The sequence below is a fragment of the uncultured Xanthomonas sp. genome, from assembly GCF_964278005.1.
Lineage (GTDB): Bacteria > Pseudomonadota > Gammaproteobacteria > Xanthomonadales > Xanthomonadaceae > Xanthomonas_A > Xanthomonas_A sontii.
Genome location: NZ_CAXYKF010000018.1, coordinates 53,710 through 77,481, shown reverse-complemented (window position 1 = coordinate 77,481; position 23,772 = coordinate 53,710). Strand labels below are relative to the sequence as shown.

Below are 23,772 nucleotides of genomic sequence, written 5' to 3'. Positions count from 1 at the left end.
AGGAGATCGCATGTCGTTGGCGCAAACGCGCTTCCATCCCGCCGTGGCACGCTGGTTCGAGCAGCGTTTCGCTGCGCCCACGCCGGCGCAGGAACAGGCGTGGCCGGCGATCCAGGCAGGGCGGCACACGCTGGTGGCTGCGCCGACCGGCTCGGGCAAGACCTTGACGGCGTTTCTGGCCGCGCTGGACGCGCTGGTGCGCGAAGGCCTGCGTGAAGGCGGCTTGCCCGACCGCACCCAGGTGCTGTACGTGTCGCCACTGAAAGCGCTTTCAAACGACATCCAGCTCAATCTCGAGGCGCCGCTGCAGGGCATCCGCGCCGAACTGGCGGCGCTGGGTTTGCCGGATGTGTCCATTCGCACCGCGGTACGCACCGGCGACACCCCACAGCGCGAGCGCGCGCAGGCGCGGCGGCGCCCGCCGCATGTGCTGGTGACCACGCCGGAGTCGCTGTACGTGCTGCTCGGCTCGGTGTCCGGGCGCGAGACGCTGCGCCACGTGCGCACGGTGATCGTCGACGAGATCCATGCGCTGGCGGCGAACAAGCGCGGCAGCCATCTGGCGCTGTCGCTGCAGCGCCTGCAGCAGCTGTGCGAGGTGCCGCCGCTGCGCATCGGCCTGTCGGCGACGCAGAAGCCGGTCGAGGCGGTCGCGCGTTTCCTGGTCGGCAGCGCCGCGGTGCACGACGGCGTTGCCGACTGCGCCATCGTCGACATCGGCTATGCGCGTGCCCGCGACCTGGCGCTGGAGGTGCCGCCGACGCCGCTCAGCGTGACCATGTCCGCCGACCAGTGGCAGCAGGCGTATACGCGCCTGGCCGAGTTGGTGCGCGCGCACCGCACCACCCTGGTGTTCGTCAACACCCGGCGCATGGCCGAGCGCACCGCGCGGCACCTGGGCGAACTGCTCGGCACGCAGGCGGTGGCGGCGCATCACGGCAGCCTGGCGCGCGAGACCCGGCTGCTCGCCGAGCGCCGGCTCAAGGCCGGCGAGCTGCAGGTGCTGGTGGCCACCGCCTCGCTGGAACTGGGCCTGGACATCGGCGACGTCGACCTGGTCTGCCAGCTCGGCTCGACGCGTTCGATCGCCGCGTTCCTGCAGCGCGCCGGCCGCTCCGGCCACGCGGTGGGCGGCACGCCGAAGGCGCGCTTGTTTCCGCAGTCGCGCGACGACCTGGTCGAGTGCGCGGCCTTGCTGGATTGCGTGCGCCGCGGCGAACTGGATGCGCTGCGCATGCGCGATGCGCCGCTGGACGTGCTCGCCCAGCAGCTCGTCGCCGAGGTGGCCTGCCAGGAGTGGGAGGAAGACGCGCTGTACGCGCTGGTGCGTGGCGCCTGGCCGTATGCGGCGTTGCCGCGCGCGCAGTTCGACGCGGTGCTGCGCATGCTCAGCGAAGGCTTCAGCACGCGGCTGGGGCCGCGCGCCGGCTACCTGCATCGCGATGCGGTGCATCGCCGCGTGCGCCAGCGCCGCGGCGCGCGGATGGCGGCGCTCACCTCCGGCGGCACCATCCCCGAGACCGGCGACTACAGCGTGGTGCTGGAGCCGCAGGCGCAGACCATCGGCACGGTCAACGAGGATTTCGCGGTGGAGAGCCTGGGCGGCGACGTGTTCCAGCTCGGCAACGCCAGCTACCGCATCCTGCGCGTGGAAGCGGGGCGGGTGCGGGTGGAGGACGCGCGCGGCGCACCGCCCAACATCCCGTTCTGGATCGGCGAGGCGCCCGGGCGCAGCGATGCGTTGTCGCTGGGCTTGTCGCGGCTGCGGGCCGAAGTCGCGCAGGCGCTGGAGCAGGGCGGGGCGGCGCAGGCGCTGCAGTGGCTGTGCGGCCCGCTGGCGCTGGACGCCGCCGCCGCGCAGCAGATCGTCGATTATCTGGGCCGCGCGCATGCGGCGCTGGGCGCCTTGCCGACCCAGCAGTGCATCGTGCTGGAACGCTTCTTCGATGCCACCGGCGGCACCCAACTGGTGATCCACAGCGTCTATGGCAGCCGCATCAACCGCGCCTGGGGCCTGGCCCTGCGCAAGCGCTTCTGCCGCACCTTCAATTTCGAGCTGCAGGCGGCCGCGACCGAGGACGCGATCGTGCTGTCGCTGTCGACCCGGCACAGCTTCGCCCTGGACGAGGTGGCGCGCTATCTGCGCGCCGCGTCTGCGCTGGACGTGCTGGTACAGGCGCTGCTGGACGCGCCGCTGTTCGGCGTGCGCTGGCGCTGGAACGCCACCAACGCGCTGGCGCTGCCGCGCTTCACCGGCGGGCGCAAGGTCGCGCCGCAACTGCAGCGGATGAAGTCCGAGGATCTGCTGGCCACGGTGTTTCCCGACCAGGTGGCCTGCGCGGAGAACCTGGTCGGCGAGCGCGAGATTCCCGAGCACCCGCTGGTGGCGCAGACCCTGCGCGACTGCCTGGACGAGGCGATGGACAGCGACGGCTGGCTGCAGCTGCTGCGCGGCATCGAGGCCGGCGAGGTGCGCGTGCTGGCGCGCGAACTGACCGCGCCCTCGCCGCTGGCGGCCGAGGCGCTCGACGCGCGGCCCTATGCCTTTCTCGACGACGCGCCGCTGGAAGAGCGGCGCACCCAGGCGGTGCACAGTCGCCGCTACCAGGATCCGCACAGCGCCGACGAACTCGGCCAGTTGGACCCGCAGGCGATCGACGCGGTGCGCGAGGAGGCCTGGCCGCAGCCGCGCAGCCGCGACGAGATGCACGAGGCGCTGCTCACGCTCGGGGTGGTGAGCGTGGACGAGGCCGCCGCGCAGCCGCAGTGGCGGCAGTGGTTGGATGAGCTGGCTGCCGCCGCGCGCGCCACCTGCCTGCACGGCGTCGACGGCGCCGCGGCGGCGTTGTGGGTGACGGCCGAAGCGCAGGCGGCGGTGGCGCCGCTGTACCCACAGACCAGCGCGCGGCCGGCCATCGCCAGTCCCGAGGGCTACGCGGTGGCCGACTGGGACCGCGACAGCGCGCTGCGCGAGTTGCTGCGCTGCCGGCTGGCAGGCCTGGGGCCGGTCACTGCGGCCACGCTGGCCGCGCCGCTGCAGCTGCCGCTGCGCGAGGTGCAGGCGGGGCTGCTGGCGCTGCAGCAGGACGGCTATGTGCTCGGTGGTCGGTTCAGTGCCGACGCCGATGCCGAGGAGTGGTGCGAGCGGCACCTGCTGGCACGCATCCACCGCTACACCCTTGGCCGCCTGCGCCGCGAGATCGAGCCGGTGGCGCCGCGCGACTACGCGCGCTTCCTGTTCCGTTGGCAGCATCTGGACGCACAGGGCCAGGTGGAGGGCGCCGAAGCGCTGGCCGCGGTGCTGGCGCAACTGGAGGGCGTGGAGGCCGCGGCGCCGCTGTGGGAGGCGGAACTGTTGCCTGCGCGGGTGCGCGACTACCGCCCGGCCTGGCTGGACGAGGCCTGCAGTGCCGGCCGCACGCTGTGGACGCGGTTGCGCCCCGGCGCTGGCGGCGCCGCGCCGACGCTGCGCAGCACGCCGATCCTGCTGCTGCCGCGGCGCAGCGCCGGGCAGTGGTCGCGGCTGTCGCCAGCGCCGGACGCCGATGCGCTCGGCTCGCGCGCGCGCAAGGTCGCCGACCATCTCGCGGCGCATGGCGCCTCGTTCTTCGACGAGATCGCCGCGGCCACCCGCCTGCTCTCCACCGAACTGGAGACGGCGCTGGCCGAGCTGGTCGCCGCCGGTCGGGTCCACTGCGACAGCTACGCCGGCCTGCGCGCCTTGCTGGTGCCGGCATCGAAGCGCCCGTCGGCGCTGTCGCGGCGGCGGCCGCGCATGGCGCTGTACGGCGGCATCCAGGATGCCGGGCGCTGGGCGCTGTTGCGGGCCGGCGCCGAGGCCGACGACCCGGCCGCGCGCAGCGAGGCGGTCGAGCACGTCGCGCTGACGCTGCTGCGCCGCTACGGCGTGGTCTGCTGGCGCCTGCTCGAGCGCGAGGCGGCATGGCTGCCGCCGTGGCGCGAGCTGTTGCGGGTCTACCAGCGCCTGGAGGCGCGTGGCGAGATCCGCGGCGGGCGCTTCATCGATGGCCTGTCCGGCGAACAGTTCGCCCTGCCGGAGGCGATCGGTCTGCTGCGGCAACTGCGCCGCCAGCCTGGCGACGGCACCTGGGTGTGCGTGGCCGCCGCCGATCCGGCCAATCTGCTCGGCAGCGTGCTCCCGGGCACGCGGCTGCCACGCGTGGCAGGCGCGCGCGTGCTGTACCGCGACGGCGTGCCGATGGCGAGCTGGGTCGGCGAGCGTTTCGAGGCGCTGCAGGAGCTCGATGCCGAGGAACGCGTGCGCGCGCAGCGCTTGTTGCGCGGAGCCACGGCGGCGGAACGACGCACGGTCGCGGCGCTGCCGATGGTGTGAAGACGCGGCGCCATGCATGCGCTCGCGCACCGCGAGGGCGGGCATATCGGCGCCGCTTTCACATTCTGTCTACAAATTAGAGGGGTTGGTATCCCACTTCGCCTTCGGTGCAAAACCGGGGTCATCTGCCATTGCAGAACAACTGCGGCATCCGCGCCGCAGACGCCCAGGCGCTTTCTTCACACGCGTCGAGTGCTGCGCCGCAATGCCCGTTGCGCATTCATGCAACGTCGCCGCAGCGCTTGCGCTATGCGGAATTCCGCAGTTTTCACGCGATTTAAAGGCGCTGTCGATGGCGCCGATAGCCCTCACGCACAGACGTTGCGGCGCAGCGTCCTCGCTCTCCTCAGAGCGAGTGTGTCCACTCCGCGAGGCGCTGCGGAAGACGGCTGGAGGCGCTCACTTGCGCAACCGGACGCACACAAAGAATCGGGGTACACCATGTTGGGCAATATGAAAATCGGAGTCAGGCTGACGGCGGCGTTCCTGATCGTGGCGGCGATCGGCGCGTGCATCGGCTGGGTCGGCATCCGCAACTCGGGCCGGATCAACGACTACGCCACGGTGCTGTACGAGCGCGAGCTGCTCGGCCTGTCGCACCTGAAAGAGGCCAACATCAATCTGATCAACGCCGGCCGGTCGCGCGCCAACCTGCAGTTGGCCAGTACGGCGGAGGATCGCGCCAAGCACATCGCCAGTCTCGACAAGTACACCGCCAAGGTGGTCGAGCACATGGACAAGGCCAGGACCTCGTTCGACGACCCGGCCACGCTGGCCAAGCTGGCCCGCTTCGACCAGGTGTGGAAGACCTACCTGGAGCGGCGCGGCCAGTTCGTCGACTCGGTGATGCGCGAGCCGCTGCCGCAGGGCAATGCGCAGCTGGCGGACCTGTCGAAGGGCGTGCGCAGCAGCTCCGACGAACTGGATGCGCTGATGTCCGAACTCAGCGAAACCAAGGAAGCCAACGCGGCGCGTGCCAACGACGCCACCGACGCGATCTATGCCAGCAGCACCCGCACCATGCTGGCCATCGTGATCGGCGGCGTGTTGCTCGGCGTGGGCCTGGGCGTGTTCATCAGCCGCAGCGTGACCCGGCCGATCGGCAAGGCGGTCAGCGTGGCCAATGCGCTGTCCGAGGGCGACCTGAGCATGCAGATCGAGGTCCGCGGCCGCGACGAGACCGCGCAGCTGCTGCTGGCGATGCAGCGCATGGTCGAGAAGCTGCAGCAGGTGGTCGGCGAGGTCAACGCCAGTGCGCAGAGCCTGGCCGGCGCGTCGGAAGAAGTCAGCGCCACCGCGCAGTCGCTGAGCCAGGCCTCGACCGAACAGGCCGCCGGCGTGGAAGAGACCAGCGCCTCGCTGGAACAGATGACCGCCTCGATCGCGCAGAACACCGACAACGCCAGGATCACCGACGGCATGGCCGCGCAGGCGGCGCGGGAAACCCTGGAGGGCGGCGAGGCGGTGGTGGCCACGGTCGCGGCGATGAAGCAGATCGCGCAGAAGATCGGCATCATCGACGACATCGCCTACCAGACCAACCTGCTGGCATTGAACGCGGCGATCGAGGCTGCGCGCGCCGGCGAGCACGGCAAGGGCTTTGCGGTCGTCGCCGCGGAAGTGCGCAAGCTGGCCGAGCGCAGCCAGGTGGCCGCGCAGGAGATCGGCGAGGTCGCCGGTTCCAGCGTGGAACTGGCGGAGAAGGCCGGTCAGCTGCTGGAGACCATCGTGCCCAGCATCAAGAAGACCTCGGATCTGGTGCAGGAGATCGCTGCCGCCTCGCAGGAGCAGTCGTCCGGCGTCACCCAGATCAATGCGGCGGTGGTGCAGCTGAGTCAGATCACCCAGCAGAACGCGACCGCCTCCGAAGAGCTGGCGGCCACCGCCGAATCGATGAGCACGCAGGCCGTGCAGTTGCAGGACAGCATGGCGTTCTTCCAGTTGTCCGCCGGCACGCGCCGCGCCACGCACGCGCTGGACGACGGCGAGGCGGTGGCGCCGCTGCGTGCGGCTGGCTCGCGCTGGGCGCCGCGTGCGCCATCCGTCGCCGCGCGCCGTTCCGTTGCAGGCAATCGCGACCGCAGCGAAGCGCTGCTGGGCCGCGCTTGATCCACTCCCTGGCGGCGCCTGCCGCGCCGCCAGTTCCGTGTCGCTGTCGTTGTCACAACTGCCCATTGCCGGGAGAGTGCCGTGCTGAAGAATCTCAAAATCGCAACCAAGCTCTACGGCGGCTTCGCCGTGGTCCTGTGCATCCTGCTGGCCCTGGCCGGCGTGGCCTACTTCAACGTGTCCGCGTTGTCGCAGGCCAATTACTGGAACACCCACACCTACAAGGTGATCGCCGAAGTCGATGCCGCGCTCAGCAGCCTGATCAACATCGAGACCGGCACGCGCGGCTTCTCGCTGACCGGCGAGGACGCGTTCCTGCAGCCCTACCGCGACGGCGTCGCCAGCTTCGAAAGCCACCTGCGCACGGCGCAGGAGCTGACCGCCGACAACCCCAAGCAGCAGGAGCGCCTGAACGCGCTGAAGCAGACCCAGGCGCAATGGCTCAGCCAGGCGGTGCATCCGCAGATCGCGCTGCGCAAGAACGTCAACGATGGCCAGGCGACGATGGAGGCGCTGAGCGCTGCGGTGCGTGCTTCCAAGGGCAAGGCCTACATGGACGCGATGCGCGATCGCATGGCCGAAGTGCGTCGCGCCGAGAGCGAGTTGCTCGCTGCGCGCGCCACCGAGGCCGAGCAGTTGCAGCAGCGCACCAACCTGACCCTGATCGTCGGCAGCCTGGTCGCGGCACTATGTGCCTCGTTGATCGGTTTCCTGATCGCGCGGTCGCTGATGAGCGAACTTGGCGGCGAGCCGAGCACGGTGATGGAAGTGGCCTCGCGGATCGCGCGCGGCGATCTCACCGTGCAGGTGCCGACTCGCGCCAACGACAGCACCAGCGCGATGGTGGCGCTGCAGGCGATGGTCGAGCGACTGGCGGAGGTGGTGGGCGAGGTCAATGCCAGCGCGCAGTCGCTGGCCGGTTCCTCCGAGGAAGTCAGCGCCACCGCGCAGTCGCTGAGCCAGGCTGCCACCGAGCAGGCCGCCGGCGTGGAGGAGACCAGCGCCTCGCTGGAGCAGATGACCGCGTCCATCGCGCAGAACACCGACAACGCCAAGGTCACCGAGGGCATGTCGGCGCAGGCGGCCAAGGAAGCGGTGGAGGGCGGCGACGCGGTGCTGGCGTCCACCCAGGCGATGAAGCAGATCGCGCAGAAGATCGGCATCATCGACGACATCGCCTACCAGACCAACCTGCTGGCGCTGAACGCGGCGATCGAGGCCGCGCGCGCCGGCGAGCACGGCAAGGGCTTTGCGGTGGTCGCCGCCGAAGTGCGCAAGCTGGCCGAGCGCAGCCAGGTGGCGGCGCAGGAGATCGGCGAGGTCGCCGCCAGCAGCGTGGGCCTGGCCGATCGCGCCGGCAGCCTGCTCGGCACCATCGTGCCCAGCATCAAGAAAACGTCGGATCTGGTGCAGGAGATCGCCTCGGCCTCGCAGGAGCAGTCCTCCGGCGTCACCCAGATCAACCTGGCGGTGTCGCAGCTCAGCCAGGCCACGCAGCAGAACGCGGCGGCCTCCGAGCAACTGGCGGCGACCGCCGAACAGATGAGCACTCAGGCCGAATCGCTGCAGCAAACGATGGGATTCTTCCGCCTCAGCCGCGAACAGGACCTGGCCGCGCCGCGCCGTGCCGCGCCGGTGGCGCCGAGGCCGGCCGCCACCCGGCCGCTGCGCAACGCCGGCAAGGCACTGCGCCCGCGTGCGCGCCCGGTGCCGGCCTACGCGCTGGCGGATGCGCCGGACGAAGGCCAGTTCGTCAACTTCTGAGGGGAAAGAACATGCACAACGATCGCTACGAGAGCGCGGCTGAGCACGCGCCGCAGGGTGGCTGGCAGTTCCTGACCTTTCAGCTGGACCGCGAACTGTTCGGGCTCAACATCGCCGGCATCCACGAGATCATCGAGTACCGTCCGCCCACCCCGGTGCCGACCATGCCGGCCTGCGTGCGCGGGGTGATCAACCTGCGCGGCGCGGTGGTGCCGGTGGTGGACCTGCAGTCGCGGCTCGGCCGCGGGCCCAGCGAGGTCACCCGGCGCAGCTGCATCGTCATCGCCAGCGCCGCCACCGACGAGGGCGGCGGCGCGCAGTCCTTCGGCCTGCTGGTGGATGCGGTCAACGAGGTGCTGGAACTGCCGCCGCAGCAGATCGAGGCGCCGCCGGCCTTCGGCAGCGATATCCGCCGCGACCTGCTGCAGGGCATGGGCAAGCTGGAGGATCGGCTGGTGATCCTGCTGGACCGCGCGCGGCTGCTGCGCAGCGACGACATCGCCGAGGCCGGCGCAGCGGCGCTGGCGGCGTGACGTCAGGTAGGCCGTGATCCATGCATCACGGCGGCCCCGCTAGGGTGGCGGCGAACGGGCATCCGCCCCAGCGAGGTGCAGACCATGGCAAAAGACGAGACCACCCAGTCCGGCAAGCAGCAGGGCATCCACGAGGGCCGGCAGGACCGTGCCCAGGACGACACCGCCAAGCAGCGGCCGGGGCTGGAAGACCAGAAGCTGCGCGAGGCGCACGAGCGCGGCCCGCGCTCCGGCCAGGGCGAGGCGGCGCAGGACGGGCACGACTGAGCGAGGCGGCGGCGAGGAGCGGAGTGCATCCGCTTCCCGTTCCGCCAGGACGACGGCGAAGGACTGCCTGGCGCGCCAGCGGATGGCGCACCCCGCGCGATCGAGCGCGGCCAAGCCCAGGATCGGCCAACAAAAAAGGCCAGAGAGCCTGGTGGCTGTCTGACCTCGTTTGCACCGTCGAAGACGGCAAGATGGTGGAGCGGAAGGGGATCGAACCCTCGACCTTCGCATTGCGAACGCGACGCTCTCCCAGCTGAGCTACCGCCCCACATCAGACGCGTAGTGTAACTGGGCACGGGGCCGCGTGCCAAGGGGGCAGCGCAACATCGGCGGCGCCGGGGCAGGGGACCGGTCGGGCCGGAAAACGTGTTCGCCTTTTGTCTACAGCGCGCGCATGGAGTCGATATACTCGACAGCCGAAATCCCCCGCGGTGATTTCGTTCCGGACGAAATATACCGTCCGCCTCATACCTTTTTACCTAAAGACAGGTCTTTTACACATGACGGAAGTTCGCAACTTGCAACAGATCGCCGAAGCCAAGGCCAAGCTGCAGGAAGAAATGCGCAAGCTGGAAGAGCAGGAGCGGCAGGCGCGCGAGGGCGAAACCAATGCGGCGCACGCCAATGTGCTGTCGCTGCTGGAGCAGTTCGCCGAGTTCTTCAGCGCCAAGCAGCGCAACGAGATCGCCGCCTACGTGACCAGCGCGGCGTCCAAGCCGGCCAGCAGCAAGTCCGCCGGCGGCCGCAGCGAGGTCAAGCCGAAGTACCAGTTGCCGCACACCGGCGAAACCTGGTCCGGCCGCGGTCGCACGCCGAAGGCGTTCGCCGCCTGGGAAGGCACCGCCGCCTACAACGAATGGAAGGCGCGCCACCCGGATCTGAAGTTCCCGCTCTTCAAGTATTGAGCGAACGAAGAAAGGCCAGGAATTCCTGGCCTTTTTTTATGCCCGATCGTTGACCCGATCGCGCTGCGCGGACGGGGCGGCGCGATCGGCCCGGCCGCGCCCGCTCAGCGCGTGGCCGCCAGCAGCGGCTGCAGCCGTGGTTCCAGTTCGCGCCGGCGCCAGCCCGCCAGCGGTGCCGGCCATTGCGCGCTTTCCAGCAGGGCTTCCAGGTGCTTGCGCGAGGCGAGCAGGCCGTCGGGCAGGCCGAGTTCGGCGCTGCGCGCGGCCACCGCGTCCTGCAGCCGCTTCAGCGCGGCCTTGTTGTCGTCGCTGGCGGCCAGCGCCTGCGGGGCGTCGGTTTCGTCGGCCAGTGGGGTGGTCAGCGCCTGCCACACCGCATCGCTGAGCTTGCGCGGCGCCTTGGGGTGTTTGTCGAACAGCGCCAGCATGGCCGGTTGGTCCTGCGGCGGGAACCGCGCCAGGGTGGCGGCCAGTTCGTTGTCCAGGATCCAGCTGCGCGGTTTGTCGTTGTGCCGGGCCTGCGCGTCGCGCCAGCGCAGCAGGCGCAGCAGGCGCAGTTGCGCGGGGCGGTCCATGAACTGCGCCGAGCGCATGCCCAGGTGCGGCCAGCGTTCGCCGTCGTCGTGCTCGACGGTACCGAGCAGGCGTTCGCCGTCCTCGTGCAGCCAGTCGCCGCGCTCCAGGGTCTGCAACCGCGCCTGCAGGTTGTCGTGCAGCGCGAACAGATGGCGCACGTCGTCGGCGGCGTACTCCAGCTGCGCCGGCGACAGCGGGCGGCGCAGCCAGTCCGAGCGGGTCTCGCCCTTGGCCAGGTGCACGCCGGTGATCTCCAGCACCAGCTTCTGGTAGCCCATGCCGGCGCCGAGCCCGGCCAGGCCGGCGGCGATCTGAGTGTCGAACAGCGGCCGCGGCAGGGTGCCGCAGGCGCACTTGAAGGCGACCAGGTCTTCGCTGGCGCTGTGCATGATCTTGAGGATGTCCGGGTCGCTCAGCCACGGCGCCAGCGCCTGCGGCATGCCCGGGATCAGCGGGTCGATCAGCAGGATTTCGTCGCCCACCGCCATCTGCACCAGCGCCAGTTGCGGCCAGTAGGTCCGTTCGCGGACGAATTCGGTATCCAGGCCGATGCGGGCCGGTCGCTGCGCCAGCCGTTCGCTCAGCTCGGCGGGTTGCTTGATCCAGTAAGGCACGTGATTTCCGTTGACTGCAGGGTTTGCTCAGGCAGGCGAGAATAGCCTAACGTCGCTCCGCCGGCCGCACGGCGCGCCGGACGGGATGGCGTCGCAAGGTCCATGGTTCGGAGGAAAAGTGCGCAGCAGCGGCGTTGTGATGGTCTGGAGCATGCTTGCGGCGGCGCTGGTCGGCTGTGCGCGGCAGCCGTCGGCGCCGGCCGCCGAGACCGCGCCTGCGACCGCCGCTGCCACCGCCACCGCTACAGCGCACTCGGCGCCGGCCAAGCCGGTGCAGGCGCCCAGCGTGACCATCGGCGGCGAGGATGCGGCCGAGACCGTGGCGCGCTGGCAGCCGCCGTTGCCGACCCTGACGCGCAGCGGCCTGCCGCAGGCGCGGCGCCAGGCGGCGCGCGCGCTGGCCGAAGATCGCCTGTTCGAGGATGCGCAGTCGGCGATTCCGCTGTACCTGGCGATCCGCAGCCTGGCGCCGAACGATCGCGTTGCCCAGGACGGCCTGCGCAAGGCGCGGCGGCGCCTGTTGCAACTCGGCGCGCAGGCGCTGGGCGATCCGGATCTTTCCGAACGCACGCTCGAGCAGGCCGCGCGCATCGCGATGGTGGCGCTGTGGCTGGATGCCGATGACCCGGCGGTGCGGCGCCTGCAGCAGCGGGTGGAGACCGCATCGCGGGTGCTGGCCTACAACCGCGCCGGCGAGGACGACCTGCGCGGTGGCCGCCTGGGCGAGGACGGCAACGGCGCCCTGGCCAATTTCCGTGAGGCGTTGCTGCTGGATGCGGACGATGCGCGCGCGCGGCAGGGCGTGGCGGCGGTGGAAAGCGCGCTGATCCGTCGCGCCGAGACGGCCGCGGCGGCCTCGGATTTCGCCGCCGCCGGCAGTTGGCTGGCGCGCGCGGCGCGGGTGCGCGAGGACGCGCCCACGGTGCACGACGCGCGCGAGCGCGTGGAGCAGGTGCGGGTGGCGCGCATCGCCGCCTTGCGCGATGCCGGCCTGCGCGATCTGGCCACCCCGGCCGGATTGAAGTCGGCGCGCGAGCGCCTGGGCGACGTGCTGCGCATCGCCGATCCCGGCGACCCGGTGGCGGCGATGCTGCGCGAACGCATCGACCTGGCCACCCACTACGGCAGCTTCCGCCCCGGCCAGGTGTTCACCGACGGCATGCACGACGGCGGGCGCGGCCCGCAGATGATCGTGGTGCCGCACGGCGGCTTCCGCATGGGCGCGGCCGAGACCGAACCCGGCGCCTCGCCGGCGGAGATGCCGCAGCACTACGTGCGCTTCGACCGCGGTTTCGCCATGTCGATCACCGAGGTCACTGTGGCCGAGTTCCGCCGTTTCGTGGAGGCGACCAATGCGCGCCCGCGCGCCACCCGGCGTGGCCATTCCACCGTCTACGACGAGCGCAGCGGCAACTTCGTGCGCCGCAACGGCGTGGACTGGCAGTCCGACTACCAGGGCGCGCGGGCGGCGCCGAACAGCCCGGTGATGCACGTCAGCGTGCGCGACGCCGAGGCCTATGCGGCCTGGCTGTCGCAGCAGACCGGGCGGCATTACCGGCTGCCCAGCGAGGCCGAGTTCGAATACGCCCTGCGCGCCGGCGGCCGCGGCCGCTATCCCTGGGGCAACGCCGGCACGCCGCCGCGCGGCAGCGGCAACTTCACCGGCGGCGGCGACGTCTCGCCCAGCGGGCGGCACTGGCGCAATGCCTTCGTCGGCTACACCGACGGCTTCTGGGGCCCGGCCCCGGTGGCCAGTTTTTCCGCCAACGCCTGGGGCCTGCACGACATGGCCGGCAACCTCAGCGAGTGGGTCGCCGACTGCTGGCACGCCAGTTATCGCCGCGCGCCGGCCGACGGCGCGGCCTGGTACAACCCGGGCTGCCGCTCGCGGGTGGTGCGCGGCGGCAACTGGGCCAATGCGCCGGAGCAGACGCGCGCGGCCTGGCGGCTGATGCAGGATTCGGACAGCACCAGCGCACGCGTCGGCTTCCGCCTGGTGCGCGGCATTTGACGCCGCCGCGCCGGTGCCGGCGCTAGATTGCCTCACCAGTCAGCGAGGGGGAGTGCGATGAACCAAGTCTTCGGCCGCCAGGGCGGCGAACCGGGCGGCGGCCGCCGTGGACCGCTGGGCGGGGTGCGCTGGCTGGTACTGCTGGGGTTTGCCGTGTATGCCGGGTTTTACTGGTTCTCCAACCGCAGCGAGGATCCGTACACCGGCGAACAGGTGCTGATCGACCGCTCGTTGAATGTGGAGGACGAGAAGGCGCTGGGTCTGCAGGCGTACCAGGAGATCCTGGCGCAGGAACATCCGGTCGATCCGCAGTCGCAGGTGGCGCAGCAGGTGCGTGCGATCGCGCAGCGGCTGATCGCCAAGGTCGACGTGGTCGAGGACGCGCTGGCCGCCGAGCACGGCATGCAGGCCAAGCATTACGCGCGCGGCTTCGACTGGGACGTCAACGTGATCGAGTCCGACCAGGCCAATGCGTTCTGCCTGCCCGGCGGCAAGATGGCGGTCTACACCGGGCTGCTGCCGGTGGCCAAGAACGCCGACGCGATGGCGGTGGTGATGGGCCACGAGATCGCGCATGCGCTGCTGCGGCATGGCGCGCAGCGCATGGCCCAGCAGAAGCTGACCCAGATCGGGCAGATGGCCGGCGCCGCCGGCGGCCTGGATCCGCAACAGCAGCAGATGGCGATGGCGGCGATGGGCTATGGCTACCTGCTGCCGTACGCGCGCAGCCACGAGACCCAGGCCGACGAAGTGGGCCTGATGCTGGCCGCGGCGGCCTGTTTCGACCCGCGCGAGGCGGTGCCGCTGTGGGAGCGGATGAGCGCCAGCAGCGGCGGCCAGGCGCCACCGGAGTTCGCCTCCACCCATCCCAATCCGGGCACCCGCATCCAGAACCTGCAGGCGCTGATGCCCAAGGCGCTGGAGTACCGGCAGCGCTTCTGCGAGTCCGCGCGTGGTGCTCCGCAGTAAGCGCTGCCGCCGTTGCACGCGTTGGCTGCCTTGTCGCTGAACGCCGCGCGCTTATCCACGCTCGCGTGCACGGCGGCGGGCGCATGATGCGCTCCATACCATCGGGAGCACTGCCATGAAACGCCTGCTGCTGTCCTCCCTCGTCGCCACGGCCGTGCTGGCCGGCTGCGCCACCAACCGGCTCAGCGACGACGAGCGTCTGACCCTGTACCGCGCCCACGCCGGTGCGCCGGTGCGCGACTTCCAGTACTTCAACCGGCTCAGCGGCTGGACCGCACTCGGCGACAGCGCGCTGGCGGTGTGGACGCGCCCGAACCAGGCCTATCTGCTGGAATTCGCCGGCACCTGCCAGGACCTGGATTTCGCCCCCAGCATCGCCATCACCCATTTCGGCAGCCAGGTCTCGGCGAAGTTCGACGATGTGCTGGTGCTCGGCGGCGGCCCCGCCGCGATTCGCCTGCCGTGCCGCATCGACAGCATCCGCCCGCTCGACGTCAAGGCGCTGCGCACCTCGGAGAAGGAACTGCGCGAGGCCAAGGTGCAGGAACGGGCGCAGCAGGCGCCTGGGAGCTGACGCAGTGCCGGGATTCGGGATTCGCGAGGCGGCGCGCGCGGTGGTGCGGCTAGTGTGATGTCGCGCCGTCGCTTGCTGGTGCAGCCTGTTGCGTCATGTGCACTGCAAGTTGCTGTGCGGCACGCCCTTATGGCTCCGGGGTGCACGCTTCAGCCGCGACGGGTATTACCGGTAAGGCCGTGTCGCGGCTGAAGACGCTCCTGGAGGTCGGGTGAGGTGCGACGAACGCAGGCGCTTGGCGGTGTCTGAGCGTCGGTACGTGGGAGTGACGCGACGACGCGGTGGTGCTCAGGAGGCCTGGTCGGGCGCCACGTAGCCGTCGGGCTTGTCGGCGCCGCCCTGGAACAGGAACTTTTCCAGTTCCGCTTCCAGGAACGCGCGGTGCTTGGGATCGCGCGGCGACAGCCGGTTCTCGTTGATCAGCATGGTCTGGTGCGCCAGCCAGGCCTGCCAGCCGGCCTTGCCGATGTGCGCGAACACGCGCTTGCCGAGCTCGCCGGGATAGGGCACGTAATCGAGCCCTTCGGCGTCGCGTTGCTGGTACTGGCAGAAGACGGTGCGGGACATGGCGACAATTCCTGGCGGTGCGTGCGGCGGCGCGCGCTGGCGCGCTAGAGGCCGTCGAGCAGTTTGCGGATCGGTGCGGGCAGGCCCAGCGTCGACAGGTCGGCGCGCGCCACCCAGCGCAGGTCGGCATTGTCGCCCAGCGCATCGTCCATGGCGACCTTGCGCAGGCGCAGTGGCTGCAGGTGCAGGCGGTAATGGCTGAAGGTGTGCACGATCGGCGGCAGCGCTTCGGCGTCGTCGTAGGCGCGCCCGCGCATCCAGCGCGCGTACCAGGCGCGCAGCTCGATGTCGGTGTCGGCCTGCGGCAGGGTCCACAGCGAGGCCCAGATGCCGGTCGGCGGCCGCCGCTGCAGCAGCAATTCGCCGGCGGCGTTCTCCAGCAACAGCGCCAGCGCCTCGCGCTCGGGCAGGGTCTTGCCCGGCTTGGGCGTGGGCAGCGCCTCGACCAGGCCGTCGCGGCGCGCCACGCAGTCGTCCTGCAGCGGGCACAGCACGCAGGCCGGGTTGGCGCGGGTGCACAGGGTGGCGCCGAAATCCATCTGCGCCTGGGTGTAGTCGGCCATGCGCCCGTTCGGCACGGCGGCCACGTGGTCGTGCGCGAGCGTCCACAGCGGCTTTTCCACCGCCGGCAGGCCGGGGTAGCCGGCGATGCCGTGGTAGCGGGTCAGCACGCGCTTGACGTTGCCGTCGAGGATCGGGAAGCGATCGTTCCAGGCCTGGCTGAGGATCGCGCCGGCGGTGCTGCGGCCGATGCCGGGCAGCGCATGCAGGGCCTCGAAATCGCGCGGCAGGTCGCCATCGTGCAGTTCCACGCAGCGCTTGGCGGCGGCATGCAGGTTGCGCGCACGGGCGTAGTAGCCCAGCCCGGCCCATTGCGCCATCACCGCGTCGTTGTCGGCGGCGGCCAGTGCCGGCAGGGTCGGGAAGTGCTGCAGGAAGCGCAGGAAGTAGGGGATGACCACCGCCACCTGGGTCTGCTGCAGCATGATCTCCGACAGCCACACCCGGTACGGACTGCGCGGATGCTGCCAGGGCAAGTCATGGCGCCCGTGGCGGTCGAACCAGGCGAGCAGTCGGGTAGGGAAGGTGTCAGAGGGCTGGCGCATGCTGGCGTCGAAGTTCCTTCTCCCCTCGGGAGAAGGTGCCCCGCAGGGGCGGATGAGGTGAGCTATTCCTTCTCCCACCGGGAGAAGGTGCCCCGAAGGGGCGGATGAGGGTACGGGCGAAGCCTTTGTGGGACCTGATCCCGCTAGACGCTTCGCGCCGTACCCTCACCCCAACCCCCGCTCCGCGCCCCGGCCCGCGCTGGCGGCGCGGGCGCTCCAGGGCACGCGCGCCAGTGGCGCGCAAGCCGTGCCCAGTCGCCCCAGTGGGAGAGGGGCTCAGGATCAGGCACCCAGGGCGTCGGGCAGCAACGCGTCGACGAAGGCTTCGGCGTCGAACACGCGCAGGTCTTCGGGGCGCTCGCCGATGCCGGCGAAGCGGATCGGGATGCCGAATTCGCGGGCCAGGGCGAACACCACGCCGCCCTTGGCGGTGCCGTCGAGCTTGGTCACCACCAGACCGGTGACGCCGACCGCGGCGTGGAACTGGCGCAGCTGCGACAGCGCGTTCTGGCCGGTGGTGCCGTCGATGACCATCAGCACCTCGTGCGGGGCGCTGGGATCGAGCTTGCCGAGCACGCGGCGGATCTTGCCCAGTTCGTTCATCAGCCCGGTCTGGGTGTGCAGGCGGCCGGCGGTGTCGGCGATCAGCACCTCGGTGCCGCGCGCCTTGCCGGCCTGCAGCGCATCGAAGGCCACCGAGGCGGCGTCGGCGTTCTGGCCCTGCGCGATCACGCTCACGCCGTTGCGCTCGCCCCAGGCCTGCAGCTGCGCCACCGCGGCGGCGCGGAAGGTGTCGCCGGCGGCCAGCATCAGGCTGTGGCCCTCGTCCTTGAAGCGCTTGGCCAGCTTGCCGATGGTGGTGGTCTTGCCGACGCCGTTGACGCCGACGGTCAGCACCACGAAGGGCTTGGCGTTGCGGTCGATCTGCAGCGGCCTGGCCACCGGCTGCAGGATCGCCAGCAGGTCGGCGCGCAGCGCCTGCTGCAGCGCCCTGGCGTCGGCGAACTCGCGCGCCTTCATGCGCTTGCGCAGGCTCTCGATCAGCGCGGTGGTGGCGGGAATGCCGACGTCGGCGGTGATCAGCGCGGTCTCGATCTCGTCGAGCAGGTCGTCGTCGAGCTTGGGATTGCGCGAGAACAGACTGCCGACGCTGCGCGCGAAGCTGCTGTTGCGCAGCCGCTCGCGCCAACCGGGCTTGCCGGCCGGGGCGGCAGGCAGCGCGTCGCTGCGGACGAGGTCGGCGTCGGCTGCGGGCACGGACGCGGTGGCCGGCGCTGGAGCCGCGGGGGCGGGCGTTGGCGTCGGCACGCTCGGTGCCGGCGCGGCGGCCGGGGCCGGCACATAGGCCTGCGGTGGCGGCGTGGGCGCTGCGGGCGGCAGCGGCGTCGGTTGCGGCTGCGGGACCGCGACCGGGGCCGGCGCCTGCACGGGATGTTCTGCGACTGGCGCGGGCGTCGGCTGCGGGGTGGCGGCGGGTGCGGGAGCGGCGGGCGCGGCCTCAGCGGCGGGCGGCGCCGACGGCGCAGGCGCAGCGGGCTCGGCGCTTGCCGGCTTGGGGAAGGCGGCGGCCAGTTCCTCGATGCTGTAGCGCTGGGTGCGGCTCTCGCCGGCGTTGTCCTGGGGCTTGTTGCGGCGGAATAGGCTGACCATGGATGACGCGTGGACCGGAAACGAAGAATGCTACCACTTGCGACCTGAGCGGCCGGTGCAGAGGGGCGTGCCGGGATGGTGGGCAGGGTGGGATTTGTGGGTCGTGAACGCGTGTGCGTCGGTGCGGTTTTTGTGCCTTTGATGGATCAACCGCAACTGGGGCGTCCCCGGTGAGGCCAAGCTCTCAGGGGCAAGCGCGGATTTTCGACGCAATGGCTGCGCCGGACCCTCACCCCAACCCCTCTCCCGGAGGGAGAGGGGCTCTGCATCTGCAGCGCAGTTATCTCAACGCCCGCATTCAGCAACAAACGATTCCCCAATCCCCATTCCCCATTCCCAGCTCTTCACAGCTTGCCCTTCATCGACCGGTAGTCGCGCGGGGTCATGCCGACGGTGGCCTTGAACTGGCGGGCGAAGGCGCTCTGGTCGGCGAAGCCGCACAACTGGCCGATGCTGGCGATGCTGTCGTCGCCGTGCAGCAGGCGCATCGCCGCTTCGATGCGCATCTTGGTCAGCAGTTGCTGCGGGGTCAGCTGGAACACGCGGCGGAAGTGCCGCTCCAGTTGCGCCACCGACAGCTCGGCCAGGTCGGCCAGGGTCTGCACGCGCAGGTTGTCGCCGTAGTGCGCCTGCATGTGTTCCATGGCGCGGCTGATGCGCTCGTAGGCGGAATGGCGGCTGTCCGGCTGGCCCAGGTCGCGGGAGATGCCGACCACGCCGATCACCTCCTCGCCCTCGCACAGCGGGCGCTTGAAGGTCAGGCACCAGCCGGGGGTGCGGTTGGGGAACAAGTGCACTTCGAGCTGGTTCTCGATCACCTCGCCGCACAGCACGCGCCGGTCCTGCATCAGGTAGCTGCCGCCCAGCGGCAGCGGGAACACGTCCGCGGCCGACTTGCCGATCAGGTCGGCGCGGTATTTTTTGCCCAGCCGCCGCACCAGGGTCAGGTTGACGTGGGTGTAGCGGCCGTCGCGGTCCTTCACGAAGAACACCACGTCCGGCAGGGCGTCGAACAGCGTCTGCAGTTCCAGTGCCGAAATCAGAGTGTCCATGGCGTTCACCTGCGGGAGTGGGCGGCGATGCGGGCGCGCCGTCGCGCGTCCCCTGAATGCCGATGCTAGCCTAAGTCGACGCCCTGGGGCGTCGCCGGGTTGTGCGAACTTCCGCATTGGCGACAGGCAAACGCTGCTAGCCGGCGGCGGTGCCGAATGTGAGCATGGCCCCATGCATACACTCGATGTCATCGACTCGCACAGCGCCGGCGAACCGACCCGTGTCGTCGTCTCCGGCTTCCCCGATCTGGGAACCGGTTCCCTGGCCGAACGCCGGGAGCTGTTCCGCACGCGCTTCGACGCCTGGCGCAGCGCCATCGCCTGCGAGCCGCGCGGCTCGGACACCATGGTCGGCGCGCTGCTGCTGCCGCCGGTGGCCGCCGATGCCTGCGCGGCGGTGATCTTCTTCAACAACGTCGGCTACCTGGGCATGTGCGGCCACGGCACCATCGGCCTGGTGCGCACGCTGGCCGAACTGGGCCGGCTGAGCGCGGGCACGCACCGCGTCGAGACGCCGGTGGGCACGGTCGGCGTGGAACTGCACGCCGACGGCCGCGTCTCGGTCGACAACGTCGAGAGCTACCGCCACGCCACCGGCGTCGAAGTGCAGGTGCCCGAGTACGGGCGCGTGCGCGGCGACGTGGCCTGGGGCGGCAACTGGTTCTTCATCACCGAACAGACGCCGTGCGCGCTGGAACTGCGCCACCAGCGCGCGCTGACCGCTTACACCGAGGCGGTGCGGCTGGCACTGGAGGCGGCGGGCATCCGCGGCGCCGACGGCGGCGAGATCGACCACATCGAGATCAACGGGCCGGCGCCGGACGCCAGCGCCGATGCGCGCAACTTCGTGCTGTGCCCGGGCCTGGCCTACGACCGGTCGCCCTGCGGCACAGGCACCAGCGCCAAGCTGGCGTGCCTGGCCGCCGACGGCAAGCTGGCGCCGGGCCAGGTGTGGCGGCAGCAGGGCATCCTCGGCAGCGTGTTCGAGGGTAGCTACACGGCCGGTGCGCGCGGGGTACTGCCGCGCATCACCGGGCAGGCCTACATCACTGCGCGCGCGCAGTTGCTGATCGATCCGCAGGATCCGTTCGCCTGGGGCATTGGCGCCGCATGAGCGGTTTCGACCTGATCGTCGTCGGCGCCGGCATCGTCGGCGCGGCCTGCGCCGATGCGGCGGCGGCCGCCGGCCTGCGCGTGGCGATCGTCGAGTCGGGCAGCATCGGCGGCGGTTCCACCGCCGCGGCGATGGGGCACCTGGTGGCGATGGACGACGATCCGTCGGAACTGGCGCTGTCGGCGTACTCGCTGCGTTTGTGGGAAGAATTCGCGCCGCTGCCCGAGGCGGAGTTCAGTCGCTGCGGCACGCTGTGGGTGGCGCGCGAGGCGCGCGAACTGGAGGCGATTCCGGCCAAGATCCAGCGGCTGGCCGCGGCCGGCGTGCACGCCGAAGCGCTCGATGCGCAGCGCTTGTACCAACTGGAGCCGGCGCTGGTGCCGGGCCTGGCCGGCGGCATGCGCGTGGCCGCCGAGGCGGTGGTGTATCCGCCGCGGATGGCGCGCTACCTGGTCGAGCGTGCCTGCGCCGCCGGCGCGCAGCTGTACGCCGGGCGTCGCGCCACTGCGCTGGCCGATGCCGGCGTGCGTCTGGACGACGGCAGCGCGCTGCATGGCCCAGTGCTGGTCGCCACCGGCTGCGCCGTGCCGGAGCTGTTGCCGGAACTGCCGCTGCGCGCGCGCAAAGGGCAACTGGTGATCACCGACCGCTATCCGGGCTTCGTCGCCCATCAATTGCTGGAACTGGGCTACGCCGACAGCGCGCACGGCAGCGACGGCAGCAGCGTGGCGTTCAACGTGCAGCCGCGGCCGACCGGGCAACTCCTGATCGGCTCCTCGCGCGAATTCGATGCGACCGACCGCGCGGTGTCGATGCCGATGCTGCAGCGGATGCTGGAGCGCGCCTTCGCGTTCTTGCCGGGCCTGCGGCAACTGCAGGCGATCCGGGTGTGGACCGGCCTGCGTCCGGCCACGCCGGACGGACGCCCGTACCTGGGCGCGGTGCCGGAGCGGCGCGACGTGTGGGTCGCGGCCGGCCACGAGGGCCTGGGCGTGACGACGGCGCTGGGCAGTGCGCGCCTGCTGCTGGACCAGTTGCTGCAGCGGCCCACGGCCATCGACGCGGCGCCGTACGCGCCGGCGCGGGCGCTGGCATGAGCGCGCGCATGTTGCGCCTGCAGGTCGACGGCCGCGATGTCGAAGTGCCTGATGGCAGCAGCGTGGCCGCGGCGGTGGCGCAGGTGGCCACGCATTTCCGCCGCTCGCGCAGCGGCCAGCCGCGCGCGCCGCTGTGCGGCATGGGCGTGTGCGCCGAGTGCCGGGTGCGCATCGACCGCGTCGGCCAGTTGCGCGCCTGCATCACCCCGGCGCGCGACGGCATGCAGGTGTGGACCGATGGCTGAGCCGCGCACCCACTTCGAGGTCTTGGTGATCGGCGCCGGGCCGGCCGGGCTGGCGGCGGCGCTGGCCGCGGCCGGGCATGGCCGCCGCGTCGGCCTGGTCGATCTGCAGGCGCGTGCCGGCGGGCAGATCTGGCGCCACGACGTGGCCCAGGCGCCGCCGCGCCTGGCCGCGCGCACCCTGGCGCAACTGGCGGCCAGCGCCGTGACGTTTCTGCCGCAGACCCAGGTGCTGCTGGCGCAGGACCGGCAACTGCTCACCGATGGACCCGATGGCCCGCGCTGGCTGGGCTACGACGCGCTGGTGCTGGCCACCGGCGCGCGCGAGTTGCTGTTGCCGTTCCCGGGCTGGACCCTGCCCGGGGTGACCGGTGCAGGTGGCGCGCAGGCGCTGGCCAAGCAGGGCTGGCCGCTGCGCGGGCGGCGCGTGCTGGTCGCCGGCAGCGGGCCGCTGCTGCTGGCCTCGGCGGCGACGCTGCATCGCCACGGCGCGCAGGTGCTGGGCATCGTCGAACAGGCGCCGTGGCGCGCGCTGGCCGCGTTCGCCGCGCAGCTGCCGCTGCGTTGGCCGGACAAGGCGCTGCAGGCGCTGGCGCTGCGCACGCAACTGGCCGGGGTCGGCTACCACGCCGGCAGCGTGGTGCTGGCCGCGTACGGCGAGGGCCGCGTGCAAGAGGCGGAGATCGACGGCCCGCGCGGCCGCCGCCGTCTCGCCTGCGATCAACTGTCGGTGGGCTACGGCCTGGTGCCGAACGTGGAATTGGCGCAACTGCTGGGCTGCCGGCTGGGCCGCAGCGGCGCGCATCCGTGCGTGGCGGTGGATGCGCAACTGCGCACCAGCGTCGACGGCGTGTACGCAGCGGGCGAGGCGCTGGGCATCGGCGGGCGCGATTGCGCGCGGGTGGAAGGCGCCATCGCCGGCCACCTGGCCGCCGGCCAGGACGCCGCTGCGCAGGCGCTGCAGCCGCAGCGGCGACGTGCGCGCGCCTTCGCTGAACTGCTGCAGCGCCAGTTCGCGCTGGATCCACGCATCCACGCGCTGGCCGCGCCGGACACGCTGGTGTGCCGCTGCGAAGACGTGCCGCTGTCCGCGCTGCAGGGCCATGCCGACCTGCGCGACGCCAAGCTGGCCTCGCGCTGCGGCATGGGCGCCTGCCAGGGCCGCATCTGCGGCAGTGCGCTGACCGAACTTGGCCTGGCCACGCGCGCCGCCGATTTCTCCGACGACGGCCGCCGGCCGCCGCTGTTCCCGGCGCGGCTGGACGCGCTGGCCCATCCCTGTCCGGACCCCGCTCCGGACACCGCTTGCGCCGCGCCGTCGCGCGCGGCATCCCTTCGCAACTCTCCACAAGGTGTACATCCATGAGCAAGGCTTCCTTCTGGTACGGCGTGCTGCCGGCCATCACCACCCCGTTCAACGCCGACGGCAGCATCGACCACGCGTTCCTGGCCAAGCATGCGCAGCTCATGATCGACGCCGGCTGCACCGCGATCGTGCCGCTGGGCTCGCTGGGCGAGGCGGCCACGCTGAGCTTCGACGACAAGCTGGCGATCCTGAAGACCCTGGTGCAGGCGGTCGACGGCCGCATCCCGGTGGTGCCGGGCATCGCCGCGCTGTCCACCGACGAGGCCGTGCGCCTGGCGCAGGCGGCCAAGCAGGTCGGCTGCGGCGGCCTCATGGTGCTGCCGCCGTACGTGTATTCCACCGACTGGCGCGAGATGGGCGCGCACATGCGCGCGGTGATCGCCGCCACCGACCTGCCGGCGATCCTGTACAACAACCCGATCGCCTACAAGACCGATTTCAGCCCGGCGCAGATCGCCGAGCTGGCCGCCGAGTTCCCGAACCTGCAGGCGGTCAAGGAATCCTCCGGCGACGTGCGCCGCTTCGCCGCGCTGGGCGAACTGCTCGGCGACCGCCTGGTGCTGCTGGTGGGCATGGACGATGCGATCGTCGAAGGCCTGAGCATGGGCGCCAAGGGCTGGATCGCCGGCCTGGTCAACGCGTATCCGAAGGAGTCGGTGAAGCTGTTCGAGCTGGCCCGCGACGGCGGCTACCCGGCGGCCAAGGCGCTGTACGACTGGTTCCTGCCGCTGCTGCGCCTGGACACCGTGCCCAAGTTCGTCCAGCTGATCAAGCTGGTGCAGGAGAAGGTCGGCCTGGGCAGCGAGCGCGTGCGCGCGCCGCGGCTGGTGCTGGAAGGCGCCGAGCGCGAGGCCGCGCTGAAGGTCATCGACCACGCCATCGCCACCCATCCCGGGCACTGA

Annotated in this window: 18 protein-coding genes, 1 tRNA gene and 2 pseudogenes; 15 read left to right on the top strand and 6 right to left on the bottom strand. The window is 71.3% G+C overall.

Annotated features, from left to right (window positions below):
- Positions 1–10: 10 nt before the first annotated feature.
- The 6 genes and pseudogenes from ACHWVH_RS12235 to ACHWVH_RS12210 all read left to right on the top strand — a co-directional run bounded on the left by ACHWVH_RS12235 (position 11) and on the right by ACHWVH_RS12210 (position 9,027).
- Positions 11–4,354, top strand: a complete 4,344-nt coding sequence (locus tag ACHWVH_RS12235) for a DEAD/DEAH box helicase (protein WP_394687269.1) — start codon at positions 11–13, stop codon at positions 4,352–4,354.
- A 441-nt stretch (positions 4,355–4,795) separates the two neighbouring features.
- The gene (locus ACHWVH_RS12230) at positions 4,796–6,463 is read left to right on the top strand and encodes a methyl-accepting chemotaxis protein (protein ID WP_295926773.1); all 1,668 of its coding nucleotides are present in this window, start codon (positions 4,796–4,798) and stop codon (positions 6,461–6,463) included.
- 81 nt (positions 6,464–6,544) lie between these two features.
- Positions 6,545–7,027 (top strand): annotated as a pseudogene (locus ACHWVH_RS12225) (CHASE3 domain-containing protein); the annotation flags it as partial.
- Positions 7,028–7,321: 294 nt separating this feature from the next.
- A pseudogene (locus ACHWVH_RS12220) lies at positions 7,322–8,227 on the top strand (methyl-accepting chemotaxis protein); the annotation flags it as partial.
- 11 nt (positions 8,228–8,238) lie between these two features.
- On the top strand, positions 8,239–8,760 hold the full coding sequence (locus tag ACHWVH_RS12215) for a chemotaxis protein CheW (protein ID WP_043092555.1): 522 nt from the start codon (positions 8,239–8,241) through the stop codon (positions 8,758–8,760).
- An 84-nt stretch (positions 8,761–8,844) separates the two neighbouring features.
- Entirely contained in the window at positions 8,845–9,027 is a 183-nt protein-coding gene (locus tag ACHWVH_RS12210; RefSeq protein ID WP_043092554.1) for a hypothetical protein, read from the top strand.
- 192 nt (positions 9,028–9,219) lie between these two features.
- On the opposite strand, the gene ACHWVH_RS12205 is transcribed toward ACHWVH_RS12210, so the two are convergent.
- Positions 9,220–9,295 (bottom strand) — tRNA-Ala (locus tag ACHWVH_RS12205).
- A 232-nt stretch (positions 9,296–9,527) separates the two neighbouring features.
- Here ACHWVH_RS12205 and ACHWVH_RS12200 point away from each other — a divergent pair.
- The gene (locus ACHWVH_RS12200; protein WP_017917624.1) at positions 9,528–9,932 is read left to right on the top strand and encodes an H-NS family nucleoid-associated regulatory protein; all 405 of its coding nucleotides are present in this window, start codon (positions 9,528–9,530) and stop codon (positions 9,930–9,932) included.
- 104 nt (positions 9,933–10,036) lie between these two features.
- On the opposite strand, the gene rnd is transcribed toward ACHWVH_RS12200, so the two are convergent.
- Positions 10,037–11,122 carry a ribonuclease D gene (gene rnd, locus ACHWVH_RS12195; RefSeq protein WP_267081693.1) on the bottom strand — a complete coding sequence of 362 codons (1,086 nt, stop codon included), beginning with the start codon at positions 11,120–11,122 and terminating at the stop codon, positions 10,037–10,039.
- A 151-nt stretch (positions 11,123–11,273) separates the two neighbouring features.
- On the opposite strand from rnd, the gene ACHWVH_RS12190 reads away from it, so the two are divergent.
- The 3 genes from ACHWVH_RS12190 to ACHWVH_RS12180 all read left to right on the top strand — a co-directional run bounded on the left by ACHWVH_RS12190 (position 11,274) and on the right by ACHWVH_RS12180 (position 14,676).
- The gene (locus ACHWVH_RS12190; protein WP_394687282.1) at positions 11,274–13,133 is read left to right on the top strand and encodes an SUMF1/EgtB/PvdO family nonheme iron enzyme; all 1,860 of its coding nucleotides are present in this window, start codon (positions 11,274–11,276) and stop codon (positions 13,131–13,133) included.
- A gap of 57 nt (positions 13,134–13,190) precedes the next feature.
- Positions 13,191–14,102, top strand: coding sequence for a M48 family metallopeptidase (locus ACHWVH_RS12185; protein WP_267096374.1), 912 nt, complete (start codon positions 13,191–13,193; stop codon positions 14,100–14,102).
- Positions 14,103–14,217: 115 nt separating this feature from the next.
- Positions 14,218–14,676, top strand: coding sequence for a DUF6491 family protein (locus tag ACHWVH_RS12180; protein WP_017909671.1), 459 nt, complete (start codon positions 14,218–14,220; stop codon positions 14,674–14,676).
- 288 nt (positions 14,677–14,964) lie between these two features.
- Here the strand turns inward: ACHWVH_RS12180 and ACHWVH_RS12175 are convergent, their stop codons facing one another.
- The 4 genes from ACHWVH_RS12175 to ACHWVH_RS12160 form a co-directional block, all read right to left on the bottom strand.
- Positions 14,965–15,243 (bottom strand): oxidative damage protection protein, encoded by a 279-nt coding sequence (locus ACHWVH_RS12175; RefSeq protein ID WP_017912227.1) that lies wholly within the window; start codon positions 15,241–15,243, stop codon positions 14,965–14,967.
- A gap of 44 nt (positions 15,244–15,287) precedes the next feature.
- The gene (gene mutY, locus ACHWVH_RS12170; protein WP_394687268.1) at positions 15,288–16,349 is read right to left on the bottom strand and encodes an A/G-specific adenine glycosylase; all 1,062 of its coding nucleotides are present in this window, start codon (positions 16,347–16,349) and stop codon (positions 15,288–15,290) included.
- 282 nt (positions 16,350–16,631) lie between these two features.
- Complete coding sequence (ftsY, locus tag ACHWVH_RS12165) at positions 16,632–17,999, bottom strand: signal recognition particle-docking protein FtsY (protein ID WP_394687267.1); 1,368 nt, start codon at positions 17,997–17,999, stop codon at positions 16,632–16,634.
- A 344-nt stretch (positions 18,000–18,343) separates the two neighbouring features.
- Positions 18,344–19,051 carry an AraC family transcriptional regulator gene (locus ACHWVH_RS12160; RefSeq protein WP_017911046.1) on the bottom strand — a complete coding sequence of 236 codons (708 nt, stop codon included), beginning with the start codon at positions 19,049–19,051 and terminating at the stop codon, positions 18,344–18,346.
- Between the two features lie 172 nt (positions 19,052–19,223).
- Between ACHWVH_RS12160 and ACHWVH_RS12155 the strand changes: the two genes are divergently transcribed.
- From ACHWVH_RS12155 to ACHWVH_RS12135, 5 genes are read left to right on the top strand one after another with little or no spacing between them, the layout of a single operon-like run.
- Positions 19,224–20,165, top strand: coding sequence for a 4-hydroxyproline epimerase (locus tag ACHWVH_RS12155; RefSeq protein ID WP_295926760.1), 942 nt, complete (start codon positions 19,224–19,226; stop codon positions 20,163–20,165).
- Complete coding sequence (locus ACHWVH_RS12150) at positions 20,162–21,262, top strand: NAD(P)/FAD-dependent oxidoreductase (RefSeq protein ID WP_394687266.1); 1,101 nt, start codon at positions 20,162–20,164, stop codon at positions 21,260–21,262. Before ACHWVH_RS12155 ends, ACHWVH_RS12150 begins: the two co-directional genes overlap by 4 nt.
- Positions 21,259–21,507: a (2Fe-2S)-binding protein gene (locus ACHWVH_RS12145; protein ID WP_170268107.1), complete on the top strand. Its 249-nt coding sequence runs from the start codon at positions 21,259–21,261 to the stop codon at positions 21,505–21,507. Before ACHWVH_RS12150 ends, ACHWVH_RS12145 begins: the two co-directional genes overlap by 4 nt.
- The gene (locus ACHWVH_RS12140; protein WP_267093810.1) at positions 21,500–22,870 is read left to right on the top strand and encodes an FAD/NAD(P)-binding oxidoreductase; all 1,371 of its coding nucleotides are present in this window, start codon (positions 21,500–21,502) and stop codon (positions 22,868–22,870) included. The genes ACHWVH_RS12145 and ACHWVH_RS12140 overlap by 8 nt, the downstream gene beginning before the upstream one ends.
- Positions 22,867–23,772, top strand: a complete 906-nt coding sequence (locus tag ACHWVH_RS12135) for a dihydrodipicolinate synthase family protein (protein ID WP_017909351.1) — start codon at positions 22,867–22,869, stop codon at positions 23,770–23,772. Before ACHWVH_RS12140 ends, ACHWVH_RS12135 begins: the two co-directional genes overlap by 4 nt.

What these genes read in the sequence shown, in the direction of transcription:
- ACHWVH_RS12160 (WP_017911046.1), bottom strand. Translation starts at nt 19,051, where the DNA reads ATGGACACTCTGATTTCGGCACTGGAACTGCAGACGCTGTTCGACGCC.
- ACHWVH_RS12215 (WP_043092555.1), top strand. Translation starts at nt 8,239, where the DNA reads ATGCACAACGATCGCTACGAGAGCGCGGCTGAGCACGCGCCGCAGGGT.
- mutY (WP_394687268.1), bottom strand. Translation starts at nt 16,349, where the DNA reads ATGCGCCAGCCCTCTGACACCTTCCCTACCCGACTGCTCGCCTGGTTC.
- ACHWVH_RS12185 (WP_267096374.1), top strand. Translation starts at nt 13,191, where the DNA reads ATGAACCAAGTCTTCGGCCGCCAGGGCGGCGAACCGGGCGGCGGCCGC.
- ACHWVH_RS12200 (WP_017917624.1), top strand. Translation starts at nt 9,528, where the DNA reads ATGACGGAAGTTCGCAACTTGCAACAGATCGCCGAAGCCAAGGCCAAG.
- ACHWVH_RS12150 (WP_394687266.1), top strand. Translation starts at nt 20,162, where the DNA reads ATGAGCGGTTTCGACCTGATCGTCGTCGGCGCCGGCATCGTCGGCGCG.
- ACHWVH_RS12230 (WP_295926773.1), top strand. Translation starts at nt 4,796, where the DNA reads ATGTTGGGCAATATGAAAATCGGAGTCAGGCTGACGGCGGCGTTCCTG.
- ACHWVH_RS12155 (WP_295926760.1), top strand. Translation starts at nt 19,224, where the DNA reads ATGCATACACTCGATGTCATCGACTCGCACAGCGCCGGCGAACCGACC.
- ACHWVH_RS12145 (WP_170268107.1), top strand. Translation starts at nt 21,259, where the DNA reads ATGAGCGCGCGCATGTTGCGCCTGCAGGTCGACGGCCGCGATGTCGAA.
- ACHWVH_RS12180 (WP_017909671.1), top strand. Translation starts at nt 14,218, where the DNA reads ATGAAACGCCTGCTGCTGTCCTCCCTCGTCGCCACGGCCGTGCTGGCC.
- ACHWVH_RS12175 (WP_017912227.1), bottom strand. Translation starts at nt 15,243, where the DNA reads ATGTCCCGCACCGTCTTCTGCCAGTACCAGCAACGCGACGCCGAAGGG.
- ACHWVH_RS12235 (WP_394687269.1), top strand. Translation starts at nt 11, where the DNA reads ATGTCGTTGGCGCAAACGCGCTTCCATCCCGCCGTGGCACGCTGGTTC.
- ACHWVH_RS12135 (WP_017909351.1), top strand. Translation starts at nt 22,867, where the DNA reads ATGAGCAAGGCTTCCTTCTGGTACGGCGTGCTGCCGGCCATCACCACC.
- ACHWVH_RS12210 (WP_043092554.1), top strand. Translation starts at nt 8,845, where the DNA reads ATGGCAAAAGACGAGACCACCCAGTCCGGCAAGCAGCAGGGCATCCAC.
- ACHWVH_RS12140 (WP_267093810.1), top strand. Translation starts at nt 21,500, where the DNA reads ATGGCTGAGCCGCGCACCCACTTCGAGGTCTTGGTGATCGGCGCCGGG.
- ftsY (WP_394687267.1), bottom strand. Translation starts at nt 17,999, where the DNA reads ATGGTCAGCCTATTCCGCCGCAACAAGCCCCAGGACAACGCCGGCGAG.
- ACHWVH_RS12190 (WP_394687282.1), top strand. Translation starts at nt 11,274, where the DNA reads ATGCTTGCGGCGGCGCTGGTCGGCTGTGCGCGGCAGCCGTCGGCGCCG.